Here is a 12,664-nt window from a genome sequence, read left to right as displayed (position 1 = left end):
AAGGCAACCTATTTTTCATTCCGCCCCAAAGGATCATCATGAGCGACTACACCCGCACCGGCCGCGCCGCCGACAGCCTGCGCGACATCAAAATTACCCCCAATTTCCTCCCCCATGCCGACGGCTCCTGCCTTATTGAGTGCGGCAACACCAAAGTGATTTGCACTGCCTCCATCGACGAAAATGTCCCACCGTTCCTGCGCGGTAAAGAACAAGGCTGGGTAACGGCCGAATACGGCATGTTGCCTGCTTCCACCGCCTCCCGTATGCGCCGTGAGGCCGCCGCAGGCAAACAGTCCGGCCGCACACAAGAAATCCAACGTCTGATCGGCCGCTCGCTGCGCGCCGTTGTCGATATGGAAAAACTTGGCGAACGCCAAATCCTGATTGACTGCGACGTTATCCAAGCCGACGGCGGCACGCGTACCGCCTCCATTACCGGCGCCTACGTTGCCCTGCAAATCGCCGTGGACAAACTCCTTTCAGACGGCCTTATCAGCGAAAACCCGATCCGTGAAGCCGTTGCTGCCGTTTCCGCCGGCGTGGTGGGCGGTGTACCGCTTTTGGACTTGGACTATCCTGAAGATTCAGGCTGCGACAGCGACGTCAACATCATCATGACCGCATCCGGCAAAATCATCGAAATCCAAGGTACGGCCGAAGGCGCACCCTTCAGCATAGAAGAATTGGGCAAGCTGATTGCCTTGGCGCACAAAGGCATTACCGAATTGGTTCAACACCAGCAGGCCGCCCTTTTGGCCCGATAATCAGCAAGGCCGTCTGAAAACTTTCAGACGGCCTTTTTTAACCAAACCCCTTTATGCGTATTTACTCAAAAAAGCGCGTTCTATCCTTGAATTCCATGTAAAAAATAGTAATAATAACCCTTTTTCCAGCAAACCAAGCTGCCCGACAACCCCCACAAGAAAGCACGAAACATGGCGTTAATCGTACATAAATACGGCGGCACATCAGTAGGCTCGCCCGAACGCATCAAAAACGTAGCCAAACGTGTCGCCAAAGCCCGCGCTGAAGGACACGACATCGTAGTCGTCGTATCCGCCATGAGCGGCGAAACCAACCGACTGGTCGCACTGGCGCACGAAATGCAAGAGCATCCCGATCCGCGCGAACTCGACGTCGTTCTCGCTACCGGCGAACAAGTGACCATCGGCCTGCTGGCCATGGCTCTGAAAGACATCGGCGTTGACGCCAAGAGCTACACCGGCTGGCAAGTCGCCCTCCAAACCGACACTTCCCACACCAAAGCCCGCATCGAAAATATCGACGACGAAAGAATGCGTGCCGATTTGGCCGACGGTAAAGTCGTTATCGTAGCCGGTTTCCAAGGCATCAGCAGCGAAGGCAATATCTCAACCCTCGGCCGTGGCGGTTCGGATACCTCCGCCGTTGCTATCGCCGCAGCCCTCAAAGCCGACGAATGCCAAATTTACACCGACGTGGACGGTGTTTACACCACCGACCCGCGCGTCGTACCCGAAGCGCGCCGCATGGACACGATCACTTTTGAAGAAATGATCGAACTGGCCAGCCTTGGCTCAAAAGTTTTACAAATCCGCTCCGTAGAATTCGCCGGAAAATACAAAGTGCGCCTGCGCGTACTCAGCAGCCTGCAAGATGGCGGCAACGGCACCCTGATTACCTTTGAAGAGGACGACAACATGGAAAGAGCAGCCGTAACCGGTATCGCATTCGACAAAAATCAAGCACGCATCAACGTACGCGGCGTACCTGACAAACCCGGCGTTGCCTACCAAATCCTCGGCGCAGTTGCCGATGCCAACATCGAAGTCGACATGATCATCCAAAATGTCGGCAGTGAAGGCACAACCGACTTCTCCTTCACCGTTCCACGCGGCGACTACAAACAAACCATCGAACTCCTGCAACAACGCCAAGACAGCATCGGCGCCGCTTACATCGACGGCGACGACACCGTATGCAAAGTCTCCGCAGTCGGCTTGGGCATGCGTTCACACGTCGGCGTAGCCGCCAAAATCTTCCGCACCCTCGCAGAAGAAGGCATCAACATCCAAATGATTTCAACTTCCGAAATCAAAGTATCCGTCCTGATTGACGAAAAATACATGGAACTGGCCACCCGCGTTCTACATAAAGCATTCGACTTGGGCAACTAATTCCAGCCAATCAAAAGGCCGTCTGAAACTTTATTGTTTCAGACGGCCTTTTATATTAAAACCTTGCTGTTTCAATACTCAATCCTTCCCTTCTCTCGAAAAATGCTCAATCTCAAATCCGCTCTGACGATAAGCTCGAAAACGGTCTCGGGCTTCGGCCAAATCTTCTAAGCTATTGCCCACAATCTCAAGGATACGATTTGGAATGGCCGGGGCTTGGCTCCAGAAATCGGCAGACAGGTTCAAAACCGTGCAATCTTGCGAAATATTCGGCAATGAGTTTCCAAACGCAAGCAATACCGGCGTTTCAGACGGCATGGGGTCGGTAGGCAGCCAGACTTCATGCGGAATAAAGCTTTCGGGAATCTGCTGCCACAAATCAATGTCGAGTTGCTGCATGGCCGCAGCAGAATCCGACCATACCAAAATCTGCCCGCCATCGCGTATGGCGCGGGCAATCAGGCGGCAGGCAAAGGCGGCCGGCTGGGCGACGTGTGTATAAAAAGTGGCTTTAGGCATGGTGTATTCTTTCGTTTGAGCAATGGATTGGCCGTTTTCAGACGGCCTTTTTGGTTTTCAACAATCTCAAGGCATTGCCCAACACCAGCAGCGAGCTGAAACTCATGCCGAGCGCGGCTATCCACGGGGTAACGTAACCAAACACGGCCAACGGAACGGCAACCAGATTGTATGCGCTCGCCCAAGTCAGGTTTTGGCGGATGATTTGATGGGTACGGCGTGCCTGTTCCATCATCACGGGCAAAACGTTCAAATCATCATTGAGCAAAACCACATCCGCACCGTCTCGCGCCACATCGGCACTCGTGGCCACGGCGGCAGACACGTCGGCTTGGGCAAGGACGGGGGCATCGTTGATACCGTCGCCAATCATCATGACTTTACGCCCTTGTTTTTGCAGATTTTCTACATAAGCCAGCTTATCTTCAGGCGTGGCTTCGGCACGATAGGCATCCAAACCCAGCTCTTGCGCGACTTGGGCTACGGCAGCCTGACGGTCGCCGCTTAAAAGGTGCAGACGGATGCCGTGTTGTTTTAGGTTTTGCAACATTTCGGCGGCGCTGTCTTTGATTTGGTCTTCCAACAAAAAGGCCGTCTGAAAACCGCTTTGATTGCCCAAGAAAATAATGCCGCCGGTGTGGTCGATATGGGCAAAGGCTTCGGGCAGATTACCGGCAATTTCCGAAACAAACGCCGCTTTGCCCAAAGCCCAAACTTGGGTTTCGCCATCAAATTCGATTTGCGCGCTGACGCCGTGTCCGATACGGTTGATCCGTTGCTGCACTTTCACATCAAGCGCGGATATGGGGCCATCTGAAAGCGTATGGTTCAAAATGGCACGGGCGATGGGGTGTTCGGATTGCTGCTCCAATGCTTGGGCAACGGCAAGGGCTTGGGCCTCGTTCAGACGGCCTGCGGACAACATACGGCTGACGGAAAGCTGCCCTTTGGTCAACGTACCGGTTTTATCGAACACGACATCGTCAATTTGAGCAAGCGTTTCCAAGCTTTGTTTGCCGCTGATGAGAATGCCGTCTTTGGCAAGCGCACCGGTAGAAGCAGCCAGTGCGGTCGGAGTGGCAAGCGATAAGGCACACGGGCAGGTAATGACCAGCAGGGCAACGGTAATCCACAAGGCAGTGTGCGCATCGGCATACCACGCCCAGCCGATAAAAACGGGAATAGCAAGCAAGAGCTCGCTAAACACAAAACTGGACGCGTATTTTTCGGCCAACTCGGCGGCACGCGGTTTTTGCGCCAGCGCACGGTCGAGCAGTTTGACGATATGGGACAGGCGCGTGTTGCCGCCGGTATGGTCGGTGCGGATGATTAAAGGGCTGCTGGTGTTAAGCGTGCCGGCGGTTACTTTTTCAGACGGCCTTTTCACAATGGGCAGGCTTTCGCCGGTCAACATGGCTTCGTTAACTTCACTTTCGCCGGACAAAACCGTACCGTCCACCGGAATGACTTCGCCGGGCTTCACAACAATCGTATCGCCGATATTGAGGCGGACGACCGCGGCTTCCTCGATGGCTTCGCTTTCAGGATAAGACGGCAAACGGTGGCAGAATGCCGGAACCAGTTTGACCAACCGCTCCGCCGCATCGCCGGCTTTGCGTCGGGCAATCTGTTCCATAAAACGCCCGCCCAACAGGAAAAACAGCAGCATGGCGATGGATTCAAAATACATGCCCTGCCCTGCGTTGGTAGCCAAGCTGTAAATACCAGCGATAAAGGTCATCACAATGGCAATGGCAATCGGCGTATCCATGCCGACACGGCGGTTTTTCCAGTCGCGCCATGCGCCGCGATAAAACGGCAACGCGCTATAAAACACAACGGGCAACACCATCAAAAAGCCGCCCCAATGCAGGATTTCCAAATAAAGCGGCTCGATGTCGCCGCCGTAAAAATAAGTCGGCAGGGCAAACATCATTGTCTGCATCATACCCAAACCGGCCACAGCCAATCTGACGATAAACTGTTTGCGCTCTTTCTGAGCCTGCACTTCGATTTTTTGCGCGTCATAAGGCGCGGCGGTATAACCGGTTTGGCGGATTTTCAGCAAAATGTCCGACAATTCAATGTGGGCGCTGTCCCACACCACGCGGCAGCGGTGGGTACTGTAATTCAAATCCACGCGCACCACGCCCTTCATACGCAACAACTGCTGTTCAATCAGCCACACACACGCGGCGCAGGTAATGCCGCCCAGCATCAACACCGCCTCGCGCTCATCCCCTGCGCCAACCTCGACAAAATCAGCCTGCACTTCGGGCAAATCATATAGCTTTAATTGCGACAACACTTCCGGCGGCGGCAATTCAGATTTTTCCGCGTCTGCAGTACGCTGTTTGTAATAATTGCCCAAACCTGCATCAATAATACTCTGCGCCACCGCTTGGCAACCGGCGCAGCAAGTTTCGTGTTCTTCGTCTTCAAAACGAACCGTCAGATGCAGATGTTCCGGGACTTCAAGTCCGCAATGGAAACAGTTTTTTTGGGGATGTGTGGAAGATGTCATAATGTGTTCGATTTATTTTTCAGACGGCCTGAAACAATCGTTTCAGGGTGTTACATTTTAGCAAAAAGCGTTTTTCCGCCTCATTTCATTTACTTTTGAATTAATAGACTGTCGAGTTTTATAAAAAATATGGAAAACAAAGCATTGACCGTTTATCATATGATGAACGGTAACATATAAATACCGTTTATCTTTAAAAACTTCCAATTATTTTAATGTAAAAATGGAACTTTTTTAAAAATTCAAATATATTTTTTATTGACCTCAATCCATTTAAGCAGCATACTTTAGGCATTCCGCGAAGACGGAAATAAAAAACACACATTTACTTATAAAACTAACTTATTGGGAAACCTCACCATGATTGATCGCCTTATGCCTATCTTTGCCGTTATCGGCATTTTATCCAGCACCGTATACCTGAGCCTCGCCGCTTGGATGCTTTACGAAAGCGTGTTCAAAAAGAAAAGCCCTCTGTCGGCATAATCCTCGGATTTAAAATTTTACGGTAAGGCCGTCTGAATATTCAGACGGCCTTGTTTCATTCCATACTATCAATCACTTGGCTGTACGGCCAATTCAATCATCGCTTCGCGCAAACCATCCAAGCCCAAACTTTCGGCGACGGAAACATTCACGCCGACGGCATGTCCGGAATTGTCGCGCAAAATGCCTGCTTCACGCACACCCGACGGCAGCAAATCAACTTTGTTGTACACCACCAATTGCGGAATTTCATGCGCGCCGATTTCTTCCAAGACTTCGTTGACATCGTCCATCTGCCGTTCAAAATCGGGATTGGACGCATCAACAACGTGCAGCAGCACATCCGCCATCGCCGTCTCTTCCAAGGTGGCGGAAAACGCCGACACCAGCTTGTGCGGCAAATCGCGGACGAAGCCGACGGTATCGGTCAAAATCACACTCGCCTCATGCGACAGGAAAAGCCGTCGCGCAGTGGTATCCAAAGTGGCGAACAACTGGTCTTTCGCCAATACGTCCGCTTTGGTCAAGCGGTTGAACAGGCTGGATTTTCCGGCATTGGTATAGCCGACAATGGCAAAGGTTTTCAGACGGCCGCTCATGCGCGATTTACGGCGCGTGGCGCGTTGTTTACGGACATCGGCAAGCTGTTTTTTCAATGCCGTGATTTTTTGTCCGATTAAACGGCGGTCGGTTTCCAACTGGGTTTCACCCGGCCCTTTCAAGCCGATACCGCCCTTTTGGCTTTGCAAATGTCCATAACCGCGCACCAGCCGTCCGCTCAAATGGTTCAACTGGGCCAACTCCACCTGCAACTTACCTTCCTGCGATTGGGCGCGTTTGGCAAAAATTGCCAAAATCAAACCTACTCTGTCAAGGACGCGGCATTGAAGCTCTTTTTCCAGATTACGCTCTTGTGTCGGCGTGAGTTCGTGGTTGAACACGACCAGCCCGACATCATGCTGTTTGACCACTGCCGCCAACTCTTCCGCCTTACCCGTACCGACAAACAAAGCCGGATGCGGTTTGTCGCGGCGTGAAGTTTCGATAGAAACCAAATCGCCTCCGGCCGCGCTCACCAATTCTGCCGCTTCGGTCAAGGCCGTCTGAAAGCCGCGCTCGCGCGTTTCATTTGCGCCAGAATAGTCCGCCGTCAGCATTACGCCGACCAAGAGGACGCGTTCGGGCTGCTCCAAAGATTTATCGACGGAAAACAGATTGCGCTTGCTCAAAAAATTTCCTTTCAGACGGCCTTATGGCTGGGTCAAAGTGCTAATTAACGGTTTTTCAAAATATCGGCAAAATATTCGGTCACTTCTGCCAAACGTCCGCCTTGCGCGGCATAAGGCTGCATTACGGCCACCAGCTGCTCCAACACTTCGCGCGTTTCGGTTTGCGCGTGTTCGCGGTAGAGCCACATATTTTGCATGGTCACCGTGGTCAATGCCTCGCGTACATTAAGCAAGAGCAAGTGGCGGCAAGATTCATAGCCTTGGCGCAAATCGCCGGCCGCATAGGCGGTAACCGACAATTCATAATCGATGTCCAACTGATAAACATTGCTTTGGACAAAAAGAATATCGTCTGTTGGGAACGGGATACGTTTCGCCATCAGACCGATCGCATGGGAAATGCGGTATTTCCCTTCCTGGCGCAACATGGTTTGCGCAAGGTAGAGACATTCGGCACGGCGCGGGTTGTAATCATAGCCTGCCAACCAAGTCGCCAAGGCTTCATCGCGTTTGCCCATTAATTTGTAGCACTCGCCCAGCTGTTGGTAAGAAACCGACACTTCCTCGATCCAACCGCCCAACTCGATGCGTTTTTTAAACCATTCGCTCGCACGCTCGGGCATATCAGAATCCCAATAAGAACGTGCCGCATAAAAGGCGTAACGCGGTTTCAGGTCTTCATCTTCAGGGCTGTAAAACGCTTTTTCCAAAGAAACGGCGTCAAGCAGGTATTTGTTCGCCATATTGCTGCGCGCGCCGAAACGGCCGCTGAGTACCGTATAGTCGCCATGAAGCGTGGCTTCGCTGGTATCTTGTTTGTCGGTTTCAATAAATTCGTGCAACACGCCGCGCCAGTAGAATGTGCCGTCATTGCGCAACAACAGCGGACGATAATAAACCACGCTGCCCATGGCATTTCTCATGCGGAGGCGGTAGCGGTCGGCGGTCAGCTCGGGCAATTCCAATTTGCCTTCAAAGCGGTCGTCCGCATCAAAAATCAACACGTAATCGGTTTTGTCTTTTGCGTGTTTCAACGCTTGATTGCGGTTGTATGCAAAATTTTGCCAACCATCATGATGAATCTCGCCTGCGATGCCCTTTGCATCGAAAAAGCGGCGGATCACGCCGGCGGTATCATCGGTCGAGCCGGTGTCGCTGATGACATAGTAGTCAAGTTTGATGTGGTCGGTGATGTTGGCCAGTGTTTCTTCGATGATTGCCGCTTCGTTTTTAACAATCATATTCAAGCAGATGGTTTGGGACATTTTCAATAGCCGCATTGGTTTGGAAAGGTATTATTTTACTTTAGCATTTTGTTTTTTGCACACAAAATACTCAGGCCGTCTGAAGATTGCCTTTCAGACGGCCTGAAGTTTATTTTGCCTTATCTTTTTTCCTGACGGCGTATCAGATACACCGCCAACAGTGCAAACAAAACCGTCGGCAATGCGCCCGCCAAAAACGGCGGCACACCGTACAACTGACTGGTAAAGCCGAAGAGCCGTCCGGCAAAGTGGAACAGCAAACCAAGGCAGATACCGCCGAAAAGTTTCAAGCCCATATTGCCGTGGCGCGTGGTTTGCGGCGTAAAGGCGAAGGCAACAAGCGCCATCACCCATGCGGCAACGGGATACACCAGCTTGCGCCACCATGCGATGGCATAGACTTGGGTATTTTGGTTGTTTTTTTCCAGATGGTCGATGTAGGTGGTCAATTCGCCGACAGACATTTGGTCGGGCTTGACGAGCAATACATCCATCAGGTTGCGTTTAACGGAAATCGGCCAGTTTTCTTCGGTGGTAGTGGAGACCTCGACTTTATCTTCGCCCAATATGCTGCGGCGGATATTTTTCAGCTGCCAACTGCCGTCGGGATTCAAAACGGCTGATTCGGCTTCTGCCGCTTGGGTCAGTTCGTTTTTATCGTTGCGCTGCCAAATTTTGATGCCCAAAAGCGTATGGTCGGGCAGCATTTCGCGCACGTTGATAATGCTGTTTTTTTCTTTCAACCAAAGGCCGGTATTGCCGGTACTGATTTTGCCATTGATGGCCGCAGCTTTGATGTTTTCGGCTTTTTGGCTCAGAGTGGGAGCAACCCATTCGCCAAGAGCGACGGTGGCAATGGCGAAAATCAAACCAAACTGCGACAGAATCAACAGCAGTTTTTTGGTGCTCATGCCGCTGGCTTTGATAACGGTCAGCTCGCTGCCGGAAGCCAGTTGGCTGAGGGAAATCAGGCCGCCGATCAAAACGGCAAGCGGCATCAGTTCATATGCGCGCGCAGGCATCTGCATTAAAACATACTGCCCCAATTTTGCGCCGTTATAGCTGCCTTTTCCAAGATCGCCGACTTCGTTGATGATTTCAAAAAAGCTGTACAAAGCGAGGAAGGCAAGGAGGGCGTAAACCGCCATAACCGCCATTTGACGGATGATGTAACGTGAAATCAGGTTCATTTTCCGCCTTTCAATGTCAGACTTTTGGCAACCGCCTGCCAGAAGGGTTGGCTGGGCATACTGCGCACGCGTAGCAGGACGACGGCAATCACAAACATGATGATGTGCATAGGCAGCAGTCCGAGCCAAAAATGGATTTTGCCGTCTTCCACAGCATTGCGCAGGAAGGTCAGCCCGTTTTGGTAAACCAAAAACAAACCGATGGCAATCAAGATATTGTAGGTATGGCCGCTACGCGGATTGAAATAAGAAAGCGGCACGGCAAGCAGACACAACAACAAAACGCTGACGGTCAAGGAAATACGCCACATCAATTCCGCTTGATGTTGGGGATTGCTGCTGCCAATCAGTTGGGCGGTCGGAATGGTACGGCGATGTGAAACAGGGTCGATAAGTTTGGGCGTGGTGCTGATAATCAGGCTGAGGTTTTGAAAGGAAACGCGGTTGTAATCGGCTTTGCCGGGCGTACCGCTGTAACGGTAGCCGTCGCGCAATTCAAGCGTACGTTTGTTGTCGGTCAACGAAAAATTGCCCTCTTTGGCAAAAACGATGTTGTCGTTGCCGTTTTTGTCCTGCTCGCGCAGGAACAGGTTTTTCATGATGCCGGATTCAGTATCGAAGGTTTCGACAAAATAAACCCTGCCGTTGCGCTTACCCAAGCTATTGAACTCGCCGGCTTCCACCAAAGACAACTCCTGCTTCTGCTTCAAAATTTCGGCATATTCGCGGCTGCGCAACTCTGCCCACGGCATTACCCAAAGCTGCATGACGGCAATCAAAATGGCAAACGGCACGGCAAACTGCATGACCGGGCGTATCCATTGTTTCAATGCCAATCCGCAGGAAAGCCAAACCGACATCTCGCTGTCGCGCCAGTAGCGGGTCAATACGGTCAACGTACTGATAAATGCGGTCAACACCAGCAAAAGCGGTGTCATGCCGATTACCCAGAAGCCGACTAAGGCCAACACGGCATCGATGGCGACACGCCCGTCGGCTGCGCGGCCAAGCAGGTTGATGGCCTGCGTGGACACCAATACCGCCAAGAGGACGACAAAGATGCCGACGGCGGTAAAGGAAAGTTCTTTAATAAAGTTTCTTTGGTAAATCATAAGATTGAGCGTGGTATACGGTTTATGGGAAACCTATATTTATTAATAAGGCTTCAGACGGCATGACACAAATGGAGTACAATGATTTTCATCTGTTCGGACGGTTGGTCAACAGGCCGTCTGAACAACCGACAACCGTTCCAATCAGGAGAATAAACGTGAAATTTAGCACAAAAGCCGAAACTTTGCAGGCTCAACAGGCAGGTGCGCAATTATTTGTCTGCGCCGAAGCATCGCAACTGAACAACCCGACTGCCCTCGCCCTCTTCGCTTCCCTTGAAGAAGGTCAAAATTTCGCCGACACCAAAATCCCGACGGACAACGGTTTGCAGGCCATTGCCATCGCCCGCCTCGAAAAAACCGACCGCGCCGCATTGAACAAAGCTGCAGCCGAAGCCGCCAAATGGGCGCAAAATCAAGAAACGGTCAATGTGGACGTTCACGCCTTTGAAGAAGCGCAAGCCGCCGCCGTTGCCGAAGCGTTTGCGATTGCTTTCGGCAATGCCGCCTACCGTTTCGACCGCTACAAAAAAGAAGCCAAACCGGCCAAATTTGCAGAAGCCGTGTTCCACAGCGCACACGAAGCCGCCGTCAAAGAAGCCCTGCGCATTGCCGAAGCGCAAGTTTACGGACAAAGCCTCTGCCGCGACTTGGGCAATGCCGCGCCGAACGAATGCACGCCTGAATTCCTCGCGCGTACCGCCAAAGCCGAAGCCGAAAAATTGGGTGCACACGCCAAAATCATTGAAAAAGACTACATCAAAGAAAACATGGGTTCGTTCTGGTCTGTCGCCAAAGGCAGTGTCGAGGATCCATATTTAGTCGAACTGAGCTATTTCGGTGCGGCCGACAAAGAAGCCGCGCCTGTGGTATTGGTCGGCAAAGGCATTACCTTCGATACCGGCGGCATTTCCCTCAAACCCGGCCTGAACATGGACGAAATGAAGTTCGACATGTGCGGCGCGGCAACCGTCATCAGCACCTTCTGCGCCGCCGTCAAACTGCAACTGCCGATCAACCTGATTGCCGTCGTCGCCACTTGTGAAAACATGCCTTCCGGCGCGGCCAACAAACCGGGCGACGTCGTGAAAAGCATGAAAGGCTTGACCATCGAAGTGTTGAACACCGATGCCGAAGGCCGTCTGATTTTGTGCGACGCGCTCACTTACGCCGAGCAGTTCAAGCCCAAAGCCGTCATCGACGTCGCCACTCTAACCGGCGCGTGCATCATCGCCCTGGGTCATGACGTCAGCGGCGTGATGGGCAACAATCAAGATTTGGTCGACAGCCTGCTGACTGCTTCCCGCAACGTGGACGACAAAGCATGGCAACTGCCGCTCTTTGAAACCTACAAAGACCAACTCAAATCCAACTTTGCCGACATTCCAAACATCGGTACGCCGGGTGCAGGCACGATTACCGCCGCAACATTCCTGTCTTACTTTACCGAAGACTATCCATGGGCACACCTCGACATCGCAGGTACCGCATGGAAATCCGGCGGAGAAAAAGGCGCGACCGGCCGCCCTGTTCCTTTATTGTTGAACTATCTGCGCAATGTGAAATAAATCTTGGGGAAAGCCTGCGGGGTTACACATTTCAACCCCGCAGGCCGTCTGAAAACGGAATCCGCATTATCTGACTCAACCTGACAAACGGAGAACCACCATGAAACCACTATTTGCCGCATTATCTGTTGCCCTTCTGCTCGGCACATCCATAAGCGCTCAAGCTACCGAACAAACCGCCCCCACCGACCGCAGCATCCAAGTGTACAAAAAAGCCGACTTAACTGAATGGAACCGCGAAAACGCAGCCGGAGGCCAAGGCCCCTTGCTCGGCAGCTTTGCCTTCACGCGCCATCAAACCGCCGACCAAGACGCATTCAAAGAAATCGGCTGGCTGACACTGCCGCCGGGCGCTTCCATCGGTCAGCACAAACATACCGGCAATGAAGACGTCTACATCATCGTATCGGGCAAAGGCCTGTTTACCGACAGCGAAGGCAAACAAACCGAAGTCGGCGCCGGAGACATTACCATCGCCCGCCCCGGCCAGTCCCACGCACTCAAAAATATCGGCAAAAAGCCGTTGGTCTTCCTTGATCTGATTGCCGAAACTGCTGCTGCCCAAACTAAGACCTTTACAAAATAACCCATTTATCCAACAGCCGAAACCTA

11 protein-coding genes are annotated in these 12,664 nt (G+C 52.2%); 5 read left to right on the top strand and 6 right to left on the bottom strand.

Annotation, left to right across the window (positions count from 1 at the left end):
• The first annotated feature begins 38 nt into the window (after positions 1–38).
• Together rph and ACTHSN_RS00325 are read left to right on the top strand one after the other, a co-directional pair.
• A complete protein-coding gene (gene rph / locus ACTHSN_RS00330) occupies positions 39–767 on the top strand; it encodes a ribonuclease PH (RefSeq protein WP_107768889.1) in 729 nt (242 codons plus the stop codon).
• Between the two features lie 171 nt (positions 768–938).
• Positions 939–2,159: an aspartate kinase gene (locus ACTHSN_RS00325; protein WP_107768890.1), complete on the top strand. Its 1,221-nt coding sequence runs from the start codon at positions 939–941 to the stop codon at positions 2,157–2,159.
• A 78-nt stretch (positions 2,160–2,237) separates the two neighbouring features.
• Here ACTHSN_RS00325 and ACTHSN_RS00320 read toward each other — a convergent pair whose 3' ends face one another.
• Together ACTHSN_RS00320 and ACTHSN_RS00315 are read right to left on the bottom strand one after the other, a co-directional pair.
• Positions 2,238–2,678, bottom strand: a complete 441-nt coding sequence (locus tag ACTHSN_RS00320) for a DNA polymerase III subunit chi (protein ID WP_070461505.1) — start codon at positions 2,676–2,678, stop codon at positions 2,238–2,240.
• Positions 2,679–2,715: 37 nt separating this feature from the next.
• A complete protein-coding gene (locus ACTHSN_RS00315) occupies positions 2,716–5,202 on the bottom strand; it encodes a heavy metal translocating P-type ATPase (RefSeq protein ID WP_440364990.1) in 2,487 nt (828 codons plus the stop codon).
• A 360-nt stretch (positions 5,203–5,562) separates the two neighbouring features.
• Between ACTHSN_RS00315 and ACTHSN_RS00310 the strand changes: the two genes are divergently transcribed.
• Complete coding sequence (locus tag ACTHSN_RS00310; RefSeq protein WP_003678791.1) at positions 5,563–5,688, top strand: hypothetical protein; 126 nt, start codon at positions 5,563–5,565, stop codon at positions 5,686–5,688.
• 68 nt (positions 5,689–5,756) lie between these two features.
• On the opposite strand, the gene hflX is transcribed toward ACTHSN_RS00310, so the two are convergent.
• The 4 genes from hflX to lptF form a co-directional block, all read right to left on the bottom strand.
• Complete coding sequence (gene hflX, locus ACTHSN_RS00305; RefSeq protein WP_440362457.1) at positions 5,757–6,917, bottom strand: GTPase HflX; 1,161 nt, start codon at positions 6,915–6,917, stop codon at positions 5,757–5,759.
• Between the two features lie 44 nt (positions 6,918–6,961).
• Positions 6,962–8,182 (bottom strand): glycosyltransferase, encoded by a 1,221-nt coding sequence (locus ACTHSN_RS00300; protein ID WP_234396194.1) that lies wholly within the window; start codon positions 8,180–8,182, stop codon positions 6,962–6,964.
• 119 nt (positions 8,183–8,301) lie between these two features.
• Complete coding sequence (gene lptG / locus ACTHSN_RS00295) at positions 8,302–9,372, bottom strand: LPS export ABC transporter permease LptG (protein WP_070461336.1); 1,071 nt, start codon at positions 9,370–9,372, stop codon at positions 8,302–8,304.
• Complete coding sequence (lptF, locus tag ACTHSN_RS00290) at positions 9,369–10,484, bottom strand: LPS export ABC transporter permease LptF (protein WP_107810858.1); 1,116 nt, start codon at positions 10,482–10,484, stop codon at positions 9,369–9,371. The genes lptG and lptF overlap by 4 nt, the downstream gene beginning before the upstream one ends.
• A gap of 158 nt (positions 10,485–10,642) precedes the next feature.
• On the opposite strand from lptF, the gene ACTHSN_RS00285 reads away from it, so the two are divergent.
• Together ACTHSN_RS00285 and ACTHSN_RS00280 are read left to right on the top strand one after the other, a co-directional pair.
• A complete protein-coding gene (locus tag ACTHSN_RS00285) occupies positions 10,643–12,052 on the top strand; it encodes a leucyl aminopeptidase (protein ID WP_107810218.1) in 1,410 nt (469 codons plus the stop codon).
• Between the two features lie 100 nt (positions 12,053–12,152).
• Entirely contained in the window at positions 12,153–12,638 is a 486-nt protein-coding gene (locus ACTHSN_RS00280; RefSeq protein WP_070461333.1) for a cupin domain-containing protein, read from the top strand.
• Positions 12,639–12,664: the final 26 nt, after the last annotated feature.

The sequence above is a fragment of the Neisseria sp. P0009.S010 genome, assembly GCF_051958545.1.
Lineage (GTDB): Bacteria > Pseudomonadota > Gammaproteobacteria > Burkholderiales > Neisseriaceae > Neisseria > Neisseria subflava_A.
Note: the sequence above shows the minus strand (reverse complement) of the source record. Positions and strands in the feature narration are given on the sequence as shown.